The sequence below is a fragment of the Brevibacillus sp. NSP2.1 genome, from assembly GCF_000470975.2.
In the GTDB taxonomy this organism is placed as follows: domain Bacteria; phylum Bacillota; class Bacilli; order Brevibacillales; family Brevibacillaceae; genus Brevibacillus; species Brevibacillus agri.
In genome coordinates this window covers 2,413,571-2,436,037 of record NZ_CP048274.1, presented here as the reverse complement: position 1 = coordinate 2,436,037, position 22,467 = coordinate 2,413,571, and the positions used below count along the sequence as shown (strand labels likewise).

21 protein-coding genes and 1 pseudogene are annotated in these 22,467 nt (G+C 52.1%); 2 read left to right on the top strand and 20 right to left on the bottom strand.

The genetic code is table 11. The features are described 5' to 3' along the window. Positions 1 to 60 precede the first annotated feature (60 nt). The 3 genes from M655_RS12255 to M655_RS12245 form a co-directional block, all read right to left on the bottom strand. Positions 61 to 1,161, bottom strand: a complete 1,101-nt coding sequence (locus tag M655_RS12255) for a YheC/YheD family endospore coat-associated protein (RefSeq protein ID WP_026557302.1) — start codon at positions 1,159 to 1,161, stop codon at positions 61 to 63. Positions 1,162 to 1,326: 165 nt separating this feature from the next. Continuing rightward, the gene (gene mnmM / locus M655_RS12250; RefSeq protein WP_005835620.1) at positions 1,327 to 1,887 is read right to left on the bottom strand and encodes a tRNA 5-(aminomethyl)-2-thiouridylate-methyltransferase MnmM; all 561 of its coding nucleotides are present in this window, start codon (positions 1,885 to 1,887) and stop codon (positions 1,327 to 1,329) included. Between the two features lie 31 nt (positions 1,888 to 1,918). Continuing rightward, the gene (locus M655_RS12245) at positions 1,919 to 2,668 is read right to left on the bottom strand and encodes an MBL fold metallo-hydrolase (RefSeq protein ID WP_026557304.1); all 750 of its coding nucleotides are present in this window, start codon (positions 2,666 to 2,668) and stop codon (positions 1,919 to 1,921) included. A 53-nt stretch (positions 2,669 to 2,721) separates the two neighbouring features. Between M655_RS12245 and M655_RS12240 the strand changes: the two genes are divergently transcribed. Beyond that, complete coding sequence (locus M655_RS12240; protein ID WP_026557305.1) at positions 2,722 to 3,759, top strand: YkvI family membrane protein; 1,038 nt, start codon at positions 2,722 to 2,724, stop codon at positions 3,757 to 3,759. A 46-nt stretch (positions 3,760 to 3,805) separates the two neighbouring features. Here the strand turns inward: M655_RS12240 and M655_RS12235 are convergent, their stop codons facing one another. From M655_RS12235 to M655_RS12165, 14 genes and pseudogenes are all read right to left on the bottom strand, one after another. Beyond that, positions 3,806 to 4,672 carry a 2-oxoacid:ferredoxin oxidoreductase subunit beta gene (locus tag M655_RS12235; RefSeq protein ID WP_005835614.1) on the bottom strand — a complete coding sequence of 289 codons (867 nt, stop codon included), beginning with the start codon at positions 4,670 to 4,672 and terminating at the stop codon, positions 3,806 to 3,808. Then, positions 4,644 to 6,422 carry a 2-oxoacid:acceptor oxidoreductase subunit alpha gene (locus tag M655_RS12230; protein WP_005835612.1) on the bottom strand — a complete coding sequence of 593 codons (1,779 nt, stop codon included), beginning with the start codon at positions 6,420 to 6,422 and terminating at the stop codon, positions 4,644 to 4,646. Before M655_RS12230 ends, M655_RS12235 begins: the two co-directional genes overlap by 29 nt. 193 nt (positions 6,423 to 6,615) lie before the next feature. Beyond that, positions 6,616 to 7,284 (bottom strand): annotated as a pseudogene (locus M655_RS12220) (dipeptidase). 107 nt (positions 7,285 to 7,391) lie between these two features. Continuing rightward, complete coding sequence (spoVS, locus tag M655_RS12215; RefSeq protein ID WP_003385776.1) at positions 7,392 to 7,652, bottom strand: stage V sporulation protein SpoVS; 261 nt, start codon at positions 7,650 to 7,652, stop codon at positions 7,392 to 7,394. A gap of 118 nt (positions 7,653 to 7,770) precedes the next feature. After that, on the bottom strand, positions 7,771 to 8,565 hold the full coding sequence (locus tag M655_RS12210; protein ID WP_005834087.1) for a TIGR00282 family metallophosphoesterase: 795 nt from the start codon (positions 8,563 to 8,565) through the stop codon (positions 7,771 to 7,773). Between the two features lie 74 nt (positions 8,566 to 8,639). Then, a complete protein-coding gene (gene rny, locus M655_RS12205; RefSeq protein ID WP_005834089.1) occupies positions 8,640 to 10,181 on the bottom strand; it encodes a ribonuclease Y in 1,542 nt (513 codons plus the stop codon). Between the two features lie 280 nt (positions 10,182 to 10,461). After that, on the bottom strand, positions 10,462 to 11,109 hold the full coding sequence (locus M655_RS12200; protein WP_005834091.1) for a RecX family transcriptional regulator: 648 nt from the start codon (positions 11,107 to 11,109) through the stop codon (positions 10,462 to 10,464). Between the two features lie 75 nt (positions 11,110 to 11,184). Further along, on the bottom strand, positions 11,185 to 12,243 hold the full coding sequence (gene recA, locus M655_RS12195) for a recombinase RecA (protein ID WP_025846053.1): 1,059 nt from the start codon (positions 12,241 to 12,243) through the stop codon (positions 11,185 to 11,187). A 169-nt stretch (positions 12,244 to 12,412) separates the two neighbouring features. Continuing rightward, positions 12,413 to 14,002 (bottom strand): DEAD/DEAH box helicase, encoded by a 1,590-nt coding sequence (locus M655_RS12190; protein ID WP_007786887.1) that lies wholly within the window; start codon positions 14,000 to 14,002, stop codon positions 12,413 to 12,415. A gap of 7 nt (positions 14,003 to 14,009) precedes the next feature. Further along, complete coding sequence (locus M655_RS12185; RefSeq protein ID WP_026557306.1) at positions 14,010 to 15,254, bottom strand: competence/damage-inducible protein A; 1,245 nt, start codon at positions 15,252 to 15,254, stop codon at positions 14,010 to 14,012. A 108-nt stretch (positions 15,255 to 15,362) separates the two neighbouring features. After that, complete coding sequence (gene pgsA / locus M655_RS12180; RefSeq protein ID WP_005834099.1) at positions 15,363 to 15,938, bottom strand: CDP-diacylglycerol--glycerol-3-phosphate 3-phosphatidyltransferase; 576 nt, start codon at positions 15,936 to 15,938, stop codon at positions 15,363 to 15,365. Further along, positions 15,939 to 17,285 (bottom strand): 30S ribosomal protein S12 methylthiotransferase RimO, encoded by a 1,347-nt coding sequence (gene rimO, locus M655_RS12175; protein WP_005834102.1) that lies wholly within the window; start codon positions 17,283 to 17,285, stop codon positions 15,939 to 15,941. It lies immediately after the preceding gene. 112 nt (positions 17,286 to 17,397) lie between these two features. Beyond that, positions 17,398 to 18,303 (bottom strand): helix-turn-helix domain-containing protein, encoded by a 906-nt coding sequence (locus tag M655_RS12170; RefSeq protein WP_005834104.1) that lies wholly within the window; start codon positions 18,301 to 18,303, stop codon positions 17,398 to 17,400. A gap of 12 nt (positions 18,304 to 18,315) precedes the next feature. After that, a complete protein-coding gene (locus M655_RS12165) occupies positions 18,316 to 19,095 on the bottom strand; it encodes a YmfK family protein (RefSeq protein WP_005834105.1) in 780 nt (259 codons plus the stop codon). Between the two features lie 24 nt (positions 19,096 to 19,119). On the opposite strand from M655_RS12165, the gene M655_RS28060 reads away from it, so the two are divergent. Then, a complete protein-coding gene (locus tag M655_RS28060; RefSeq protein WP_081414703.1) occupies positions 19,120 to 19,311 on the top strand; it encodes an S-layer homology domain-containing protein in 192 nt (63 codons plus the stop codon). Positions 19,312 to 20,049: 738 nt separating this feature from the next. Here the strand turns inward: M655_RS28060 and M655_RS12160 are convergent. The 3 genes from M655_RS12160 to yfmH all read right to left on the bottom strand — a co-directional run bounded on the left by M655_RS12160 (position 20,050) and on the right by yfmH (position 22,467). Continuing rightward, positions 20,050 to 20,319 carry a DUF3243 domain-containing protein gene (locus tag M655_RS12160; RefSeq protein ID WP_005834108.1) on the bottom strand — a complete coding sequence of 90 codons (270 nt, stop codon included), beginning with the start codon at positions 20,317 to 20,319 and terminating at the stop codon, positions 20,050 to 20,052. Positions 20,320 to 20,430: 111 nt separating this feature from the next. Further along, complete coding sequence (gene ymfI / locus M655_RS12155; RefSeq protein WP_005834109.1) at positions 20,431 to 21,165, bottom strand: elongation factor P 5-aminopentanone reductase; 735 nt, start codon at positions 21,163 to 21,165, stop codon at positions 20,431 to 20,433. A gap of 9 nt (positions 21,166 to 21,174) precedes the next feature. Further along, positions 21,175 to 22,467: an EF-P 5-aminopentanol modification-associated protein YfmH gene (gene yfmH, locus M655_RS12150; protein WP_005834111.1), complete on the bottom strand. Its 1,293-nt coding sequence runs from the start codon at positions 22,465 to 22,467 to the stop codon at positions 21,175 to 21,177.

Genomic DNA, 22,467 nt, shown 5'->3' with positions numbered 1-22,467 from the left:
GCTCCTGCTTCAGAATGCAAAAAGCAGACGTCGCTCTGGCAACCGTCTGCTTTTCAGTCGTTATCCGTGCAGCCGCAAAAATTGGGCCGCGTGTTTTTTGCGCAGCTTTTGCTCCTCCAGCAAGGTCAAGGCGTATTCCAACGGATGGCGATACGTCTGTTTGAACATCGCCCTTTCCCCTGCCTTGAAAAAAGAATACCGCTGGTCCCGCACATTGACCTCGATTAAGTACGGGTTGCCTTTCTCGTCGATGCCCATGTCCATCCCGAGATCCGCCAGCGAGGAAAAATGGCGGCCGTACTGCTTTGCAATAGCGACAGCCGCTTCGCTGATGCGCTGGATCGTCTCCGCTTGCTGCTCAGGCGTGAACAACGTTGCCACCGCTTCTGTGAAAGGCACTGCCCTGCCGCCGCGCGAAAGGTTGCTCAGTTTGTTTTTGCTGTTGGCGACTTTGGCGACCATTCCGCTGACCGTCCAGTCCCGCTCCCGATTTTTTTGCACGGACACGCGAATGTCAAACGTTTTTCCGCCGTAGCGGGCCAGCGGGATGCCTCGCTGGATGAGAAAGCGTTTGTTGCCGACCCAGCGCCGGACGGCGGCCAGCAGCGCCGGACGCGACATCACTTTGCGCTTTTTCGAGGCGATAAAGTGGTAGTCGCTCCCGTGGCGTTCGATTCTTGCCACACCGATGCCCACAGAACCGATTGACGGCTTGACATAGACCACCTGGTATTTATCGAGAAACTGGCGAAGCTGTTCACCTGAATAGGGAACGGTGTGGGGCAAGTATTTGCGAATGTGCTCGTTCTTCCACAGCATCTGGTGCACCTTTCGCTTGTCGCGCACAACCAAACCGTTGAAGACTGTCTTCTTTTTGCTGAGCCGGGAAATGACAGCGCGGGCTTTTTGGTCCCCGGTCAGGACGCGGTTGTGGATGACCCGCGGGATCGGGACCAGTCGGGAAACGAGCCTGCTGCCATTCCAAAAATAGCCTTGCACCCGTTCCTCGCCTGCAAGGACATGCCTTGGATGAAAAAAGACAGGCTCCAGCCCCAGCTCTTTGCCGATTTCCACATAATACGGCAGGCGCTCGTACGACATGTCTCCTTTGATCCCTTTCTGCATAATGGCCCAATCTAACATAATGCCGATTCTGTCCACAAAGATCCCCCTTGCTCCATTCCTCAACATAGGGTATGTGCCAAAAACGGCAAGGGCGTGCCTATTTTGCAGCCGCCAAGCCTATTGTGCCTGCTGACAAAATTTTTGCCCAGGCTTACGCAGCCTGTCGGAATATGCGCTTGCCCGGGAAAAGGGGGACATGCGCTACTGGGCCCGGCGCTCGATCGCCAAAAGAAACGGCGCCTGGTTTTGCTGGTTGATGTACTGGTATTTCAACACGAGAAACTCCAACTGGCTAAGCTCGTGGCAAAAAGCCTCCACGGCCTCCTTTTCTACTTCGCCTGCGGCATGGCCCCAGTAGATCATTACCGTCATGATCCCTCCTGGCCGCAGTACGCGCAGGCCGGACTCGATGGCGCGGATCGTGCTGCTGGCCTGGGTCGTAATCTCTTTGTCGCCTCCGGGCAAATAGCCCAGGTTGAACATGATCGCGGCGGCTTGCACGTTCAGGCTCTCAATTTCCTCGTGGCTCGCCAGCTTCAGCTCTACGCGGTCTGCCAAGCCTTCCCGCTCCAGCCGATCTTTCGTTTTGGCGATCGCCTGCGGCTGAATGTCGAAGGCGATGACCTTTCCCGTCTCCTGAACGAGCTGGGCGAGAAACAGCGTGTCATTGCCGTTGCCCATCGTGGCGTCGATCACCGTCTCGCCTTGTTGTACGCGCTCGCGGATCAGTTTTCGTGCTACTTCCAATACATTTGGAAACATAACGTTCTCTCCTCTCTTTCTATCCATGCTGCTACAGCTCGATTTGCAAACCGATGCGGGCCGCATACACTGGACCTGCCACAAACGCCTCCGCCTGACCTAGTACCTCGCTCTCTTCGTACCCGTGGAACAGATGGGTGACCAGAAGCGACCGGCAATCGTGCGCCTGCGCCAGCTCTGCTGCCTGGCGGACGGACAAATGCCCGTTCGGCTTCGCTGGGCGATTATGGTCCAAATAAGTCCCTTCACATATAAACAAGTCTGCCCGATCGGCAAAGCCTCGCCAGTTTGTCCCTGGCCCACTGTCGGCGCCGTAGACAATCGTTTTCCCGTTTGCCACAAGGCGCATGGCGTAGCAAAGGTCCCCGTCACCGTGATCCGTGCGCAGGAAGGAAACGTGCACATCCCCGATGGCGAGCTGGCTTTGCTCCTCGACCGGGAAAAAGCGGGTCGCATTCCGGTAGGTCAACGTTTTCGTCTGCTGCTTTTGCAACGCTGGCGCGTAGATGGGAAGCGGCTGGTCAGCAGGCCGTTGCCCGAACAACTGATGCACCATCAGTCCATACTGGAGCACCCCCACATCTGCCACATGGTCGTGATGATAATGAGACAAAAGCAGGGCATCCAGCTCGTAAATAGGCAAATAGACACCGAGCTGGGAAAGCACGCCGCTGCCGCAATCTACGAGCAGCTTCACTTCGTTCGTCTCGATCAAGTACCCCGGTGTCGCTCCACCAGGGCCTGGATATGGAGATTGATAGCCAAGCACGGTTACGCGCATATTCGGTTCACTCCCGTTCATAGGATGGAATAAGGTGGGACAGGAGGTCTGAGATGCAAGGAACATGGAGAGCCTCATGGCAAATCGCTTTTACGTATATCGGAACAGTCGTAGGAGCCGGCTTTGCATCAGGCAGAGAAATCGTCGAGTTCTTTGTGCAATACGGGACACATGGCTTGATTGGCATTGTGATTGCGACAAGTTTATTCATGTGGGCTGGTATTCGGGTAATGCTCATCTCCTACCGGATCCAGGCCAATTCCTATCAAGAGGTCAGCACGTATTTGTTCGGGCACCCTTTTGGCACCGTTTTTAATACGCTGCTGCTAACCGTTATGCTAGGAACGACGTCCGTGATGCTAGCGGCTACCGGCGCTATTTTCTGGGAGTCTTTTCATTTGTCCCCGCAAATTGGCATTTGGCTGAGCATGATTCTCATTTTTTTCGTCACGCGCAAAGGGCTGTTTGCCATTCATCAAGTGAACAGCATTTTTGTGCCCCTGCTCATTGCCTTTACCCTGCTCGTGTTTCTGTACTCGAAACCATGGCTGGATACAGGCGTCACGATAGAAGCGTTGCGGCCGTGGGCCTGGCTCAGCTCCCCTCTTTACTATGTTGCCTTAAATGTGACGCTGACACAAGCGGTTCTTGTGCCGATCGGCCGGCACAGCACAAGCGAAAAGCCTCTGATCGTCGGGGGAATCATCGGCGGGCTGGGAATTGGGCTGCTCTTGCTGCTGGCTTTTTCTTCGTTGACGGTAAAAATGCCGGGTATTCAGGAGGCGGAAATGCCGATGATCGCCCTGCTGCAAGGGCTGGGAAGGGGAATCCCGTTTTTGTTCTCCTTGCTGGTGTACGCGGAAATTTTCTCGACGCTCGTAGCCAATGTGTTCGGCTTGGCGCAGCAAATTCGCCAGGTGACGCGACTGCGCGGAGCCACGATCATTCTCGGCATCCTCGTCATCTGCTACCTGGTCAGCTTTATCGGCTTCAGCTCGCTGCTGCGCTTTTTGTACCCGCTGTTTGGCCAGCTCGTCGTGTTGTTCCTGGTGATGCTCGTCTACAGACAGTGGCGTGACCGCGCCTGGTAGTACAAAAAAACCTCTCCGCAGATGGAGAGGTTTTTTCATCGAAACCTTATGCAAATTCTGCAACCAGTTTGTCGAAGTCTTCTTGGGACAGACGGATGTCTTGGTTCGCCAAGCCTTCTTCTTTGAAGCCTTTTACGAGCGCCTCGTAAGGTTTTTGCTCGGTATTTTGATAGATCAGACCGGTAATCAAACCTTTGTACTGCATCGAAGTAGACATCGCTTTGATGCGGTCATGAGGATCGTAGCCTTCAATCGTGTCTACTGGCACGATGTTCTCTTTGAACCAGTCGTAAGTGTTTACTTTGTTGTAGGTTACACAAGGGCTGAACACGTTAATCAGGGAGAAGCCTTCGTGTTTGATTCCTTTTTCGATCAGCTCAGTCAAGCCTTTCAGGTCGCTGGAGAACGATTGGGCAACGAAGGTTGCACCAACAGACAGCGCCAGTTCCACTGGAGTGATGGAGGACTCGATGGAGCCTTGCGGCGTAGACTTGGTCACGAAACCAGTCGCGGAACGCGGAGAGGTTTGACCTTTTGTCAGACCGTAAATTTGGTTATCCATCACGATGTAGGTGATGTTCATGTTGCGACGGATTGCGTGAACGGTGTGACCCATACCGATCGCAAATCCATCCCCGTCGCCGCCAGCCGCGATAACAGTCAGCTCGCGGTTTGCCATTTTCACACCTTGTGCGATTGGCAGGGCACGTCCGTGAATACCGTGGAAACCATAGCAGTTGATGTAGCCGGAAATACGCCCGGAACACCCGATACCAGAAATAACCGCCAGATTTTCAGGTTCCAGACCTACGTTCGCTGCGGCGCGTTGAATCGCCGCCTGGATGGAGAAGTCTCCACAGCCTGGGCACCAGTTAGGCTTTACGTTATTTCGAAACTCTTTCATAGTCGCCATGTTTTACCAGCTCCTTCACTTCAGCATAGATTTCCTTCGGCAGGAATGGGTTACCGTCATATTTCAGCACAGATTGGATTTTTTCAGCGCTTCCCACGTGTTGTTTGATGAGGTTTGTAACTTGTGCTTGGATGTTATGCTCAACAACAATCACTTTTTTCGCTTTGTCCACAAGTGCTTTGATTTGTTCGGTCGGGAATGGATGCAGCAAACGGATTTGTGCATGGTTGACCTTGATTCCCTCTTTTTCCAGACGGCCTTTTGCTTCTTGAATCGTACCGATGGTGGAGTTGATCCCCACTACCAGAACATCCGCGTCAGCATGAGGAGCATCGACTGTTACAGGGTTTTTGAACGTTTTCAAAACGCCATCCAGCTTGCGCATACGTTTATCCATTTGTTGGATACGGTTAGCAGCATTCTCGGAAGGACGACCGGTTTGATCGTGCTCTACCCCTGTTACGTGGTGCAAACCGTATTTTTGACCAGGAATGACGCGTGGAGAAACGCCGTCTTCGGTTACTTCATAACGTTTGAACAGGTCGTTTTGCTCTTTTTCTGGCAATTCTTGTCCAGCGAGCAGCTTCCCGCGGCGGATTTCTACTTTGCTGTAGTCAAATGGAGTAACGGTTTGTTTGCCCAAAGACAGAGTCAGGTCCGTCATGAGAATAACTGGCAGTTGGTATTCTTCCGCAATGTTAAACGCTTCAACAGCATCGTAGAAGCACTCTTCTACTGTGCTTGGCGTGATTACGACTTTTGGAATGTCACCGTGTGTACCGTAGATCATCGCATTCACGTCGGATTGCTCGATTTTGGTCGGCATACCTGTGGATGGGCCACCACGCTGGGTGTTTACGATCACAACTGGTGTTTCTGTAATACCAGCCAGACCGATTGCTTCCATCATCAGGGACAGACCAGGACCTGCAGAAGCAGTCAAGGAACGAGCACCTGCGAAGTTAGCGCCGATCGCCATTGTAATAGCGGCGATTTCGTCTTCTGTTTGGATAACGGTTCCGCCGAGTTTTGGCAGTTTTTTAATCAAGTATTCCATAACTTCGGAAGCCGGTGTGATCGGGTATGCCGGCATGAAGCGGCAGCCTGCTGCTACAGCACCCAGAGCGATCGCATCGTTACCGATCAGGAACAGTTGTTTTTGCGGGTCAGCCTTTTCCATTTGGAACTCAGGCAGTTGGCCGCCAGTCAGTTCATTTACAAAATCAAATCCGCGACGAATCGCTTCCATGTTCTTTTCTACTACTTTTTCGCCTTTGCGGAGGAACATATCTTCAACGATTGCTCGGTAACTTTCCACTGGAATGCCGAGGATTGCACTGGACGCACCAATCGACACCATGTTTTTCATCAGGGAAGTTCCCAGTTCATCAGCGATCTCAGTTAGTGGTACAGTGAAGAAGCGAACTGGCTTCAACCCGTCCGGCAACTTTGGATTGAATTTAGCATCAGCAATGATGATGCCACCTTCGCGAAGCTCATGCGCGTTAAAATCGATTGTCTCCTGGTCAAACGCTACGAGAATGTCCAGATCGTCGGAGATCGCACGCATTGGCGTTGTACTCACGCGAATTTTGTTGTTCGTGTGTCCACCCTTGATACGGGAAGAGAAGTGGCGGTAGCTGTACAGATGGTAACCCATCCGGTTCATCGCCATCGAGAAAATCTCACCAGTACTCTCGATGCCCTCCCCTTGCTGTCCTCCAACTTTCCAGGAAAGTTGACTAATCATTCAGATTCCACCCTTTCAGTGACTGTGAGCAAGCTGCCCATCTTACCTAAAAAAAGATTGATAAGATGTGACAATTCTGTGCATAGACAGTAACAATTGTAGTCCTGTCCCTGTCAAATTGCAAGTGCTTTTACTCAACTTACTTTTGACCTGAATTTTAATGTTGAACTTGGTACATTAATATCCTCATGTATTATTGTAGCACGTTTCCGAAAACACGCAACCAATTTCCTTGCACAAATTTCAATACTTCCGCCTCTTTGTAATGTCTGAGCAGCGCTTCTAGTAACTGGGAATACGCCGCTGCTGATGACAGGTCCATCACGTCCCAAAACCCCGGGTCCGCCAAATGGGAAACGTCGATGACCATCCCCAGCCGATTCATCTCTTCTATTACTTGTCGACCAAAAGCAGTAAGTCCGCCCGGATTCGGTTCGCCGCTGCCATCCGCCACGCATTTGCCATGATTTCAGGTCAACGTCATGCCGCGGACGCCGAGACGATACCACGTGCGAAGCTGTACGAGGCTTTCCTCCAGAGCATGTGCCCCTTCTACAAACAGAATAGCCCCTTTCTCCCCCTTTAATACGCGCTCGTCCAAATCAGCCATTGTGTAAATCGGGCGGAATTGTTCACTCGCCACCTTTTCATAAAAGATATCGATCATTTCTAGTATCGTATGAAAACGGCGGCCATACGGCACGTGAACAGGCACAAAACAGGCAAGCACCTGTATATCCACATTCCCTTTTGCGAGCGCAGGAAAACCCGCTTGCAAAAAATCGTCTTCTTTATAGAAGTCACGCTCCGGTTCTTTCCACAGCTTGCCCAACACATCGCAATGCGCGTCGAATATTTTCATGCATGCTCTCCCCTTTTTCTTCCTACTTGTCTGTAGCCGCTTTTTTGGACACGAAAAAACCTGTTCATTCTTCGAACAAACAGGCAGGCGATACGTTTGCAGTTTTATTATCTGGGTTCTACGATTAGTTTGATTGCAGTACGCTCTTCTCCATCAATCACGATGTCCGTAAAGGCTGGAATACAAATGAGGTCAACTCCACTCGGCGCTACAAACCCTCGTGCGATTGCTACGGCCTTCACAGCTTGATTAAGCGCCCCAGCGCCAATGGCTTGGATTTCGGCTGCACCGCGTTCACGGAGAACGCCGGCAAGGGCACCAGCAACGGAATTGGGGTTAGACTTTGCTGAAACTTTTAATACTTCCATCCTTTTTGAACCTCCCGTCTGATAGGAATCCTGTCATCATTAGAATGATATTCGCATAACCCCTAAAAATTCCTGCTAACTCGCTAGAAAGATTCAAAAAATTCTAATCTTACGTTCATTATTCCATAAAGGGATGGTCTACGTCAATTCTGATTCGCTCCAATTTCTTCGCTTGCCCGGTTGCCTTGTCGAGCGTAATCAGGACGGCGTTCAACTGCGCAGGATCTGGCGCCACTTCGAAGCGGACAGGCAGTTGGGTCAAAAATTTGCGGATGACCGCCTCGCGCTCCATCCCGAGGATGCCATTGCTCGGACCGCACATCCCTACATCGCACAAAAATCCTGTCCCTTGCGGCAAAACGCGTTCATCCGCGGTCTGCACGTGCGTGTGCGTACCGACTACAGCCGTGACGCGTCCGTCGAGATACCAGGCCATCGCCTGTTTCTCCGAAGTAGCTTCGGCGTGGAAGTCGACAAAAATCAGCTTCGTGCGCTTGCGTGCCTGCTCGACCAGTTTGTCTGCCATCTGGAAAGGGCAGTCGAGCGGCGGGAGAAACGTCCTGCCCATCAGGTTGATGACTGCAAGCTCTCCTTCCGACTGCTTGATGTACGTAATGCCTTTTCCGGGCGCGCCCGCAGGAAAGTTCGCCGGGCGGATCATCCGCGGCTCCTCGTCAATAAAATCGAAAATCTCGCGCTGGTCCCACGTATGGTTTCCGAGCGTAATCGCCTGAACACCGATCTCGAACAGCTCTTTGGCGATCTTCTCGGTAATGCCTCGGCCATGCGCCGCATTTTCGCCGTTAGCGACAATGAACGTAGGCTTGTATTTTCTTTTCAAAAGCGGCAGGTACGTCTTGACGATGTCTCTGCCGGGCGATCCCATAATGTCTCCGATAAACAAAAGCTTCATCTACCATTCACCTCATTGCTAGTATACACAACTATTGCGTGATTAGAAAAAAAGTAAAGTGGCCGTCAGCCACTTTACTTTGCATACTCGACCGCCCTTGTTTCACGAATGACTGTCACTTTGATGTGACCAGGGTAGTCCAGTTCATTTTCAATTCGTTTCGTAATCTCCCGTGCCAGACGGGTAGCTTCCGCATCATCAATCTTGTCAGGTTGAACCATCACGCGAATTTCGCGTCCTGCTTGAATCGCATAAGACTTTTCGACGCCATCGAACGACTCAGAGATTTCTTCGAGTTTCTCCAAACGTCTGATATAAGTTTCCAATGTCTCACGGCGTGCGCCTGGGCGTGCAGCAGACAGAGCATCTGCAGCTCCCACGAGCATAGCAATGACGGAAGTTGGTTCGGTATCACCGTGATGAGAAGCAATACTGTTGACAACCACTTGATGCTCGTTGTATTTCTTGGCCAGTTCCACACCGATCTCGACGTGGGAACCTTCCACTTCGTGGTCGATCGCTTTTCCGATGTCATGCAGCAAACCTGCACGTTTGGCCAGCTTCACGTCTTCTTTCAGCTCGGCAGCCATCAAGCCAGCGAGATGAGCCACTTCCATGGAGTGTTTGAGCACGTTCTGACCATAGCTGGTACGGTAACGCAGGCGTCCCAAAATCTTAATCAGGTCTGGATGCAGGCCGTGTACTCCGGTTTCAAATGTTGCTTGTTCTCCGTATTCGCGAATGCGCTCGTCTACTTCACGGCGTGCTTTTTCCACCATTTCCTCAATACGGGCAGGGTGGATACGGCCATCCGCTACGAGCTTATCAAGCGCTGTTTTGGCGATTTCCCGGCGGACCGGATCAAAGCCAGACAGGATGACGGCTTCTGGCGTGTCGTCGATAATCAGATCGATACCGGTTAACGTCTCAAGCGCGCGAATGTTTCGGCCTTCCCGTCCGATAATCCGGCCCTTCATCTCATCGTTTGGCAACGTCACGACAGAAACGGTGGTTTCTGCGACGTGATCGGCTGCACAGCGTTGAATGGAGGTGGTAATAATTTCACGAGCGCGTTTGTCCGCCTCTTCTTTGGCTTGTGTCTCTATTTCTTTAATCATCACAGCCATTTCGTGGCGAACGGTATTTTCCACATCGGTCAGAATGATATTTTTCGCTTCATCCTGCGTCAGTCCGGAAATGCGTTCCAGCTCGGAAACTTGTTCTTTATATAAGTGCTCTACCTTGCTTTGCAGTTCTGCGATGGTACGGTCGCGCTCAGACAACTCTTCTTCCTTGCGCTCCAACTGTTCCATCTTGCGGTCCAGCGTCTCCTCTTTTTGAAGAATACGCCGTTCCTGACGCTGGATCTCGTTGCGTCTCTCACGCAACTCGGTTTCTGCTTCGGAACGAAGCTTGAACACTTCATCCTTGGCTTCCAGCACCTTTTCCTTTTTTACGGCTTCGGCATCCCGTTTCGCTTCCTCGACGATCTGGCGCGCAGCTTCCTCCGCACTGGAGATTTTTGCTTCCGCAATCGATTTACGAATGAAGTAGCCAGCACCCAAGCCGATGAGCAGGGCGACGAGCACGATGACAACTGTTAGTATAGGATCCATAGGCTTTTTCGTTTCACCTCCTTATTGTAAGACATCTCCCCGCTTTCCAAGCATTCGTTTTTCATGGAGTGCCGCTTTCGTTTTGCTCTCGCATTTGAACATTCGCTAAAAAACAGGACCGATTTTACTCGGTCCGCTGAATCCGTACTGCTGTCGCACGGTTGTTCAGTTGTTTCACAGGCAACGAGTGAGCAAAGCGCAAAAAGTTATGATACACCAAGTAAATACAAACCTATTTTATTATTTGTGAACAAGAATTGTCAAGAACATGCAAATAGAGTCAATCCTCTCCAACCCTTCTCTGGCGCAATTCTCCCCGAATCTGTTGGATGATGGAATGCGAGAATCCTTTGCGCATCAGCATGGCTAACAGCTTTCTCTCCTCGTCAGGATTCGGCGCTCCTTCGATGCGCCGCGCTTTCTTCTCTACCAAAGCGCGCGCCGCTTCCAGTTCAGCCTCTCTGGAAACGCCCTGCACGGCATCTTCTGCAATCGACTTGTCCACTCCGCGCTGTGCCAGCTCCATCCGCAGCATATAGGAGCTTCGCGGCTTCAGGCGCAGCCTCTCCTCCACCCATTGCTTGGCAAACGCTTCGTCGTCTATGTACCCTTGCTCCTCGCAGCGCTGGCAAATCTCGTCGGCGACGCGGATCTCGAAGCCCTTTTCCAGCAAGTACGCATGCAGTTGACTGCGCGTGCGCGGACGCATCCCCAAATACTTCAACGCACCCAAATACGCCTTGTGCTTTTCTTCTGCGACCAGCACCTCGCTGTAAAATGCCTCGTCTACCTCCGTGCCTTTAAACAGGTTGTACTTTACCAGTATGTCTTCATGTACCGTAAACGCATACTCCCCGTCCAAATCTATATGGTAGCGCTGCCTCTGCTTGTTATCGCGGTGAACGGCAGTAATTTGGCCGCTCTTCATGCGCTCTCGCTCCTCTCCAGTCGTTTTTCACACAAAACAGCCTGTCTCATCGACAGGCTGTTGACTTTTCGCTCATTAATCGAGGTCAAATGCTGGCTCTTCCTCTTGCTCCGGATCGATCACCGGCTCTGCCTCTGGAACGGAACCAGGGTTGAGGCTGAAGTACTCGCGAACTTTTGCCTCGATCTGCGCTGCAATATGCGGGTTTTCCTTGAGGAAGACTTTCGAGTTTTCCCGTCCTTGGCCGAGGCGCTCCTCGTTGAAGGAGTACCACGCACCGCTTTTTTGCACGACGTCGATTTCGGAACCGATATCGAGGATGCTGCCCTCTTTGGAGATCCCTTCCCCGTACATGATGTCCACTTCAGCGACCTTGAACGGTGGCGCTACTTTGTTTTTCACGACTTTGATCTTGGTCTTGCTACCCATGATGTCGTTGCCGACTTTGATCGCTTCGGCTTTGCGGACATCGAGGCGCACGCTCGCGTAGAACTTCAGGGCGCGTCCACCAGGAGTTGTTTCCGGGTTCCCGAACATCACGCCTACTTTTTCACGCAACTGGTTGATGAAGATCGCAATCGTCTTGGACTTGTTGATCGCACCGGACAGCTTGCGCAGGGCTTGCGACATGAGGCGGGCTTGCAGACCTACGTGGGAGTCTCCCATTTCGCCTTCAATCTCTGCCTTCGGAACGAGCGCCGCTACCGAGTCCACGACAATGATATCGACTGCACCGGAGCGTACGAGCGCCTCGGCAATTTCCAATGCTTGCTCCCCGGTATCCGGCTGGGAGAGCAGCAGCTCGTCAATGTTCACGCCCAGCTTCGCTGCATAGACAGGGTCCAGCGCGTGCTCGGCATCGATGAAAGCTGCTTGTCCGCCTTGTCTTTGCACTTCTGCGATGGCATGCAGTGCTACGGTTGTTTTACCGGAAGACTCTGGACCGTAAATCTCGACGATCCGGCCGCGCGGGAATCCACCCACACCCAATGCGATATCCAAAGCTAACGCTCCACTGGAAACGGTAGAAATCTGAACGTTGGACACTTCTCCCAACTTCATGATGGAACCTTTTCCAAATTGCTTTTCTATTTGACGCAATGCACTCTCCAAAGCTGCGCGACGATCTGACAAATGGTACACACCCTTTCACTATTCGCATCTCTTTTGCTTGTCTTCATCATACATCGAGACAGAACCGTTTGCCAAGTGTTTTTTGCGAACAAATATTCGCATCACAAAAAACAGCCATTTCCTGGAGGTTTCCAGCGAAATGGCTGTCTGTTTTTCACCTGTAGCGAAGTTAGGAGCGCTTCGCACCGCGCGGCTTCGCCGGCTCCAGGTTGATGCGCTTGCCGTTGATCCGGGTTTGGCGGAGCGATTCGTAGACGAACGCCGCCACTTCCTCCGGCACTTCCACAAACGTGAAGTTTTCGAAAATGTCGATGCGGCCCACCGCTTTGCCCGGGATGCCGACCGACTCGGAAATTTCGCGAACCAAATCTTGCGGCTTCATGTTCGCGTTGCGGCCTACGTTCAGGAAGAAACGCACCATGCCTTTTGCCGCACCCGTCTCTCCGAAGTTGTACGCTTCGGTCTCCTGAATTTGCCCTGCTTCGGTATGGAAAGCCAGGTGCAGTGCCGCAGCCGCAACCTTCTCAGCCGGGTATTGGCCAACGAGCGTTTCCGCTACTTTTTGGTACATATCCGCAATCGCATCGCTTTCCAGCAGGCTGGTCAACTGCTCGCGGAGCTGCTCCTGCTTGCGCTCAGCCACTTCCTCCAGCGACGGAACGTTGCGGGACAGCACTTGTGCTTTTGTCTGCTTCTGGATGAACATCATCTGTCTAACTTCACGCGGAGTCACCAAAGTCATGGCGATTCCTTTGCGTCCGGCGCGGCCTGTACGCCCGATCCGGTGCACGTAGCTCTCGGAGTCTTGCGGAATGTCGTAGTTGATGACGTGGGATACGTTTCCTACGTCGATCCCGCGCGCCGCTACGTCGGTGGCGATCAAAAACTCGATGGAGCCTTCGCGGAAGGCATTCATCACCTTGTCGCGCTGCGCCTGGGAAAGATCGCCGTGCAAGCCGTCCGCCAAATACCCGCGAGATTGCAGCACTTCGGACAGCTCATCCACCCCGCGCTTGGTGCGGCAGAAGATGATGCCAAGCTCCACGTCCTCGCTGTCGAGAATGCGACACAGGCTCTCTACTTTGTTCCGGTCAAACACTTTGTAATACACTTGTTCGATCAATGGCGCTGTCACTTCTTCGCGGCTGACCGCGATCGTTTGCGGCTGCTTCATGTAGCGGGTCGCCAGGCGCTTGATTTCAGGCGGCATCGTTGCGGAGAAAAGCAGAGTCTGACGCTCTTCCGGCATATGTGTGATGATCGTTTCGATATCTTCGATGAAGCCCATGTCCAGCATTTCGTCCGCTTCATCCAGAACGAGTGTATGTACATGATCGAGCTTCAATGTTTTGCGGCGCAGGTGGTCCATGACGCGGCCGGGCGTCCCGACTACGATCTGCACGCCTTGGCGCAGGGCGCGAATCTGGTGGCCGATCGACTGTCCGCCGTAGATCGGCAGCGTGCGTACTTTGTTGTATTTGGAGATGCGCAGCAGCTCTCCGGCAACCTGGATGGCAAGCTCGCGCGTCGGAGTCAGCACGATAGCCTGTACGCGGTTGGCTGGCGTAATTTTCTCCACGAGCGGAATCCCGAAAGCTGCGGTCTTACCCGTTCCCGTCTGTGCTTGGCCGATCAGGTCTCCCCCAGCCAGCACTTTCGGAATGCAAGCGGCCTGGATCGGCGATGGCTCTTCGAAGCCCATATCGTGGATCGCCTGCAAAATGGATTTATGTAAAGGAAAATCAGAAAACATCGTCATGAAAACGTCACCTTTCTTTTTGCATTTGCAGCGCATAAAATAGCGCAAATTTGGCGGCACGCCCAACAATCGCCTGTCTTCTGCCAGCCAGGCGCAGTTCTTTTACTACTGTGGGCATCCCTTCACCCGCAATTCCGACGTAGACAAGGCCAACAGGCTTGCCCTCCGAAGGGTCGGGTCCAGCCACACCCGTCACGGACACGCCGTATGTGGCTCCCAGCTTGGCTCGCACATTTTCTGCAAGCAACTGCGCCGTTTGCCGACTGACCGCACCGTCCGTATTCAAAACCTCTTCGGGCACGTCAAGCAGCCGGTTTTTCACATCGTTTGTATAACAGACTACGCCGCCTTGAAAAACAGACGAGCTGCCGGGAACGGACGTAATCAGCGAAGCGACCGTGCCGCCTGTACAACTTTCCGCACATGCGATCGTTTCGTTTCGCTTTTTCAGCTCGCTCACCAAGACGGCATGCAGGGACGAATCTTCTCCCATCCCGTACACATACTCGCCAACACGCTTGCGAATTTCTTCTTCCACCGGCAAAATCAGCGCTTCCCCTTCTTCTGCCGTAGCCGCTCTCGCCGTGAGCCTGAGTGTCACTTCAAACTCCTTGGCATACGGCGCGATCGTCGGGTTGTCCTGCTTTTCAATCAAATCCAGCAGCCGCTCCTCCAGAGCGGATTCCCCGATTCCGTAGAAGCGCAGCACATGGGAATGGAATACTTGCTTCTCTGGCAACAGGTCTGTCAAGTACGGCATCACGTAGCGATCCACCATCGGGTACAGCTCGCTTGGCGGTCCAGGGAGCAGCACGAACGTACAACTGTCATGACGGATCGCCATCCCAGGCGCCATCCCGAAGTCGTTGGAAAAGACAAGGCTGCCTGAGAGCACCAGCGCCTGCTTCCGATTGTTCTCCGTCATGACAATCCCACGTTGCAAAAAGAATTGTTCAATTCTTTCCATGGCTTCCTGGTTCGTTTCCAGCCCGACGCCCACGTGTGCTGCCACCGTTTCTTTTGTCAGGTCATCCTGGGTCGGTCCAAGCCCCCCTGTCAAAATGACGAGATCGGATCGGCCGGATGCGAGCGCAATGACCTGCCGCAATCGCTCTGAGTTATCTCCCACAACCGTATGGAAATAGACTCCCACGCCAATTTCCGCCAGCTTCTGCGACAGAAACTGGGCATTTGTGTTGGCAATTTGGCCTAGCAAAAGCTCGGTACCTACTGCGATAATCTCCGCTCTCATTTTCCTCATCCATTCTCTTTGAGAGTAGAAAAGCCTCTAACCAAACAGTTTATCACCGATAGCGGCTATAGAGAAGAGTCTTGTGAAAAAAGAGACCAATACCCGTAGCTACGAGTATTGGATGACGTTGCGATTTTTCGCAAAGTAGTCGTACCCGGAATAAAGCGTGATAACGACCATAGCCCACGTGGCGACTTCGTCAAACGGAATCCCGAAAAATTCAAAGGGGAAGTTGCGGATCATGACAGCGGTAATCGCCACAATCTGAACCCATGTCTTCAGTTTACCCAATGCGCTGGCAGCAATTACCTGACCTTCTGCCGCAGCGACCAGGCGCAGACCTGTTACAGCAAATTCCCTGCTGATGATGACAATCGCGATCCACGCTTCCAGACGCTGCATCTCCACGAGGGAAATCAGCGCTGCGGAGATCAGCAATTTGTCTGCAAGCGGGTCCAAAAATTTTCCCAGATTCGTCACGATCTTGCGTTTGCGAGCGATGTAACCGTCGAGTCCGTCCGTACTGGCTGCTAGGATAAACACCAAAGCCGCAATCAGCTCGTTATACGTCATCGTCAGGCTGCCAATGGAAAATGTCCCGATGTTGTAACGCACCAGCAGAAAAAACATGACTACCGGCACCAGGAAAATCCTGGCGAGGGTGATGCGGTTGGCGAGATTCACCTAGACTACCTCCCCGGCCAAATCGTATTCATAGGAGTGTGTGATCTTCACTTTTACGATAGAGCCTAATTTGCCTTTGAACCCTGTGACGAATACTTCCCCGTCAATTTCCGGGGCGTCGTATTGCGTCCGGCCAACATAAATATCGTTGCGTCCCTCGTAGCGTTCGATGAGAACGTCCAGCTCCTGGCCGACGAAGCGACCGTTGCGATCGCCTGCAACCTCACGCTGAATTTCCATCAGCATGTTCGCGCGCTTTTCCTTGACTTCTTCGTCGACATGGTCGGGCAAGCGGGAAGCAGGAGTGTCATCCTCATTCGAATACGTAAACACGCCCAGTCGATCGAAGCGGATGTCCTTCACAAACTCGCAAAGGCGCTCGAAGTCCTCTTCTGTCTCTCCAGGGAAGCCTACGATCAACGAGGTGCGCAGCGCTACATCCGGCACCTGCGCGCGGATTTTCGCCACAAGCTCGCGAATATCCGTTTGTCGCCCCGGACGACGCATTCTTTTCAGGATATGGTCTTCCGAGTGTTGCAGCGGCATGTCCACGTATTTGCACACTTTTGGATTGGTCGCAAACGTGTGGATCAGCTCGTCTGTAAAAAAGCCCGGATAGGCGTAGTGCAGACGAATCCACTCGATTCCATCCACTTCCGCCAAACGGTTCAACAGCTCTGGCAACATCAGCTTTCCATCGTAAATGTCTGTACCGTAGTTCGTGGAATCTTGAGCGATCAGGCTCACTTCCACAATCCCCTGCGCAGCCAGGTGGCGCGCCTCTTCGACGATGGATTCAATCGTCCGGCTGCGGAAGCCACCCCGCATCAGGGGAATACTACAGAAGGTACAGGCGTTGTCGCAGCCCTCGGCAATTTTAATGTATGCAGAGTACGTGCCTTCCTTCACCTTCCGCTTTACTACATCTTCGTACGTAAAGATCGGGTTGCCCACAAAAATCGGACGCTTGCCCGCCAGCGATTCTTCAATGATCCCTGTAATCGACATAAAATCGCCTGTACCGACAATGCCGTCCACCTCGGGAATCTCGTTCAAGATATCCTCTTTGTAGCGTTGTGTGAGACAGCCTGCCACCACAAGCGATTTCAGCTTGCCGGTTTCCTTCAATTCACCCATTTCCAGAATCTTGTTCACAGATTCTTCCTTGGCTGCATCGATGAAACCACAGGTATTGACGATGACCACGGTTGCTTCTTCCGGATTGTCAACCAGTTCATAGCCTTTTTCATCTATCAGATGGGCCATCATGTCCGAATCGACAAGATTCTTTTCACAGCCCAGCGTAACAATCGCTACTTTTTCTCGCGTACCTACCTTCTCTGCCATCTTTTTTCCTCCAATTGGTCACACCAGCCCATATTACACCTATCCAGTATAATATAAGCCTAAAGGAAGTGTCAAAAGAGACGAAAGTACGAAAGGCAAGCATTACGCTTGCCTACTGTGCTGCTGCTTCTTTCATTTTGATGGTGATGTTCGACGGCATGAACTTCATTTTGGACGTATCGACTACCGCTCCGTTCACCGTCAATTCGACAACGGTCGGCTTTCCGAGACGCACATACGCCGATTTCCCCAGTTCAATCGTGATTTCTTCCTTGGCTCCCTTTTTCAGTTCGCCTTCCTCGACGTACTTTTTGCCTTTTCCTTCCGATACCCCGAACCAGCTTCTGTCTTCCTTCACTTTCAGGTGGACGGTGATTTTTTCTCCACCCTGCAGGGAGTAGTTGTACATGGAACCTTGCTGCGAATCGAACGTGATCGTCGCCTGAGAAGTGACCTCTCCCGGCTCGGGTGTCGTCGTTCCCGGCTCAGGGGGAGGCGTGACAGTAGATGGCGGTTGCGGCTGCTGCGCGATCGGCGAGGTGGGAACCCCTCCACCTTTGTCCGGAGTGACGATTTCCGCTCCAGGAGTGACTGTTCCGCTCGGTACAGGCTGCGTGCTGATATTGCCGTTGTTATTTACTGCTGCGATGTAAATAACGCCGATAATCAAGGCAATGAACAACACCAGCAAAGTTTTGGTGACCCAACGCCCCGCCTGCAGCGGATTATTCGCGGAAGCAACTCTCCGGCGACGCAATCTCTCCACTTGCTCCGTTGGCGGCTGGGCTGGCAAATCGGCCTGAAAATGCGTCAGGATGTGATTCGGGTCCAAACCGACGGCTTCCGCATAGCTCTTTATGAACGCACGCGCATAAAAGTGGCCAGGAAGTACATGAAAATGACCTCTTTCAATGGCTTCCAAATATCGCCGCTGTATCTTGGTGATACGTTGGATGTCGTCGAGCGTGATTCCTTTTTCCTCGCGGGCCCTTTGCAAGACTTGACCTAGCTCAGACACAGTTGCCCCTCCTTAATTCATGTCAAAATTATCAAAGCCGCGATTGTTAATCAGCTCGTATGTAATCTCCTCATCTGGATAGTGGCGAAGTTCGATAATGTAGTGGAAATCAGACATTTCGTACTCAGACTCCCGCACAAAAATATCCGGATGCTCAATGATTTTCGCGGCAGGAAAGTTCATAATCTCCCGAAGCAGGGTGTAGTGCTTCTCTGTCGATCGCAGCGTTGAAACAATCCCATCTATCAAATATACATGATCGGTAGACATTTCATCAATGGCTAAGGAGCTTCGCACCGTTTGTCGCAGCAAAGTTGAGGAAATGAACGTCCAGCGCTTGTTCGCCGAGACACTTGCTGCAATCATCGACTCCGTCTTCCCCACGCGAGGCATTCCCCGGATGCCGATTAGCTGATGGCCCTCTTTTTTCAAAATCTCGGCCATGAAGTCTACCAAAAGCCCCAGCTCGTCGCGCACAAAACGGAACGTTTTTTTGTCCTCGCTGTCACGCTCGATGTACCGGCCATGCCGAACGGCAAGACGGTCGAGCATGGTCGGGGGACGCAACCTCGTTATGGTTATGTTGTCCATTTTTTGCACAACATTGCGCAAAACCTCCATTTTTTCATCGTCGTCCGTCAAGAGCAGCATGCCGCGTCGCATCGTATCCACGCCGTTGATCGTCACGATATTAATGTTCAACATCCCCAGAATAGAAGACACGTCCCCTAACAGACCCGGACGGTTGCGGGCAATTTCGTACTCCATGTACCATTCTTTTTTCGCTTCCATATACAATCCTCTCCGCCACCCAAAATGATCTTCTTCTGTAGTATATCACGTTCGTATCATTCGACAAACGCGAAAAGAAAAATCCCCATGAATAGGGGATTTCAGGGTGACGATAAAGGGAATCTTCGCCCGAATGATCCAATTACCAGGGCAGAGGCAGCCGATTTGTCAGTCATGTGCGAACGAAGAAGGCGAGGGCCTAGTGGTCGGGCGTAATGTTTCAACAAGATTTTGGGATGAACATGCACATTCGGTGACTGAATCGTACCCATAGGCGGAAATTGATTAAGAGCACACGAAAAGGCATACTATTCTGCATGGTGAGTTTTACTTATGACTGAGATTTCTTTTTTGCTTTGATTATTTTATAAAGATAGTAGCAGAGGATAAACACGAACATGGTAACAAATGAAACAACAATACAATTTCGAAGAATTGATAGTACGTACTCGTCAACGGGAAGATAAACAATATCGAATAAATCCGTACCCGGTTTAGGTACACTTTGGTATCGACTTTTGAATAAAATTTGAGCACAAAAACTGACAATAAAGCTGTATAGCACGACTTTCACTATCATTTTTTCCATGAATGAATCACACTCCTGTATTTTTTTGGAATATCCATTCCCTTCTAAAAGTACTGGTATATTATACCAAAAGTAGTGCTGGTGTTGGATTTAACGTTACCAAAGGTTACACCGTTTCAGACGAGCAAACTTTTTCCGTACCAGATGATCTTGCGGAACAAGTTCGTCCAAAGAGACGAAAGAAACTTGAGTCCGTCTTTCGTAGCCTGTCTTTCGTAACAATCGCAACAACTCCTATATGGTAATTCCTCTTCCACTTTAATGCGTTAACGTAGTTCATAAATAAAGACGCTTGACAAAACAAAAACTGCCGACAGGTACTTTGTCGACAGTCTGGAATCCCCATGAATAGGGGATTTAAACGTCTAGTTGCCACGATTGACATTATCGGAATTTTGAACGAGCTTCACCATGAGGGAAGCGAGTGCTTGCTGTTGCTGCTGATCGCCCGCATCCCAGAGCTGCTTCAACAGACGCTCTTGTTCGTTTTTCGGGTCGACCTGCTCTGCCAGATAGCCTCCAATCTGGTACGCTACGTTTTCCAGTGTCTGGCTTTCCATACCAGCCTGTTTCGCCTGCTCTACTCGCTCTCCGAGAAACTCTTTCCAGTCGCGAAAGTTGTCCAAAATCGACATTAGGAAATTCCCTCCTTTTTTCGTTGCGGCAACGGTCTTCTACCGACCGCCCACACAAGAGGTAGACTTCCACCATTTCTCGGAAATTATTCACGAGAGCGGGAACAGGACTTACGTGTACCAGCCGCCGTTTGGACTGATGATCTGGCCTGTGACGTAGCTTGCGTCTGCGGACAGCAAAAAACGCACGACAGCCGCCACCTCGCGGGGGTCGCCCAGGCGGTTCGCGGGGATTTCGTCCGCGATCATCTCCACTTCATCCGGGGAAAAACGCTCCATCATCCCGCCCTGGATCGCTCCGGGAGCAACCGCGTTGACCGTGATGCCATTCGGGGCCATTTCCTTGGCGAGCGCTTTGGTAAACGTGTTGATCGCGCCTTTGGTCAAAGAGTAAAGCACCTCGCAGGAGCCGCCAGTCAGTCCCCAGATCGACGAGACATTGACGATTCGTCCGTAGCGCTCGCGCAGCATCGCAGGCAAGGCAGCCTGGCAAACCAAAAAGGCGGAGCGAACGTTCATCGCCACCAGCTCGTCAAACGTCTCGACAGACACGTCGGTAAACAACCCGACGTGATCGGCCGAGGCGTTGTTGACAACGAGAAGCGGCGGCGCTGACATCTGCCCGAACATCGCCGCGATCTGCCCAGGATCGCGCAAGTCAGCCTGCAGCTTGACGCAAGGGACAGCGCGCTCAGAGCACAGATGCACCAGCCGGTCCAGCTTGTGCTCTGAGCGGTTGTAATGCAGGTAAAGGGGCACCCCTGCTTCCGCCAGGTAGGTACCGATCGCCTGGCCGATTTCTCCGGAAGCCCCCGTCACCAATGCCCAAGGCATTTTTTCCGTCATGCTCATGTTCTACTCCTGCGGCGAAGCGGAACGCACGATGGATACCGCCATTTGCTCCTCGAGAAAATGCTCCTGCAGGCGCGTCTCCGCTTCTTCGCGTGTAATTGACTCCAACGTTGGCACCACGGAGAACAGATCGTTTCCGTTGAACTTGAAGCTCGTAAACTGATTGGCGATAAACTCCACGGAGTTGAGCGAGCGCAGGAAATGGCCGATCTTTTTCCGCTTGGCCCGCTCGAACTCCTCCTGGCCGATCCCTTTTTGCTTGAGCTGCGCGATTTCTGCCTTGATCGTCGCCACGAGCCGATCCGGGTCGGGCGTGTCTCCGCCGATGATCGTATAGGCGTAGTCCTGTTCGCTGCTGTAGTCAAAATCAAAGCTGTCCGTAATCAGCTCGCTCTCATACAGCCGCTCGTAAATGGCTGAACTGGTGCCAAACGCGATATCCAGCACGAGCTTCGTCGTCAAATCTCTGCGCAGCAACGCTTCTTTGGTCAGTCCCGTTTCCTTTTCCTTGATGCCGATCATGCACTTGGGCAGACCGACGGTGAGAAACGCTTCGATCTTTTCCTGAGCCGGTGCGGCAGGCTCCTCGGGAAATACCCGGGTAATTTGCGGAGCGGGCGGAAATTCCTTTTTCGTCTGGTTCTCGCGGATCAGCTTCATGATCGCCTCCGGTTCAAACGAGCCTACGACCAGAAGCAGCATGTTCGCCGGATGGTAAAACGTTTCATAGCATTGGTAGAGGTATTCTTTGGTGATGTGCGAGATCGTTTCGATCGTGCCCGCGATTTCGATGTTGATCGGATATTTTTGGTACATCGCCTTGAGCAGATTCATGTACACTTTCCAGTCCGGATTGTCGTCGTACATCGTAATTTCCTGACCGATGATCCCTTTCTCCTTTTCCACGCTGGCATCCGTGAAGTACGGCTCCTGCACGTAATCGAGCAGCAGATTCAGGTTGTCGTCCAGCTTGTCTGTGCACGAAAAAAGGTAAGCGGTGCGGTTGAAGCTGGTGAACGCGTTGCAGGAGGCTCCGTTTTTGCTGAACTCGTGCATGACGTCGCGATCTTTTTTCTCAAACATTTTGTGCTCAAGAAAATGCGCGATTCCGTCCGGCACATTAATCTCTTCGCCGCTGCGCGTCTTGAAGTGGCTGTCAATCGAGCCATAGCGTGTGGTAAATACGGCGTACGTCTTGCTGAAGCCTTGCTTGGGAACCAGGAAAACTTGCAGCCCATTGTCCAATGTTTCGTGGTAGACGGTTTCGTTTACTTGCTCAAAAACAGTCGTCTGCAT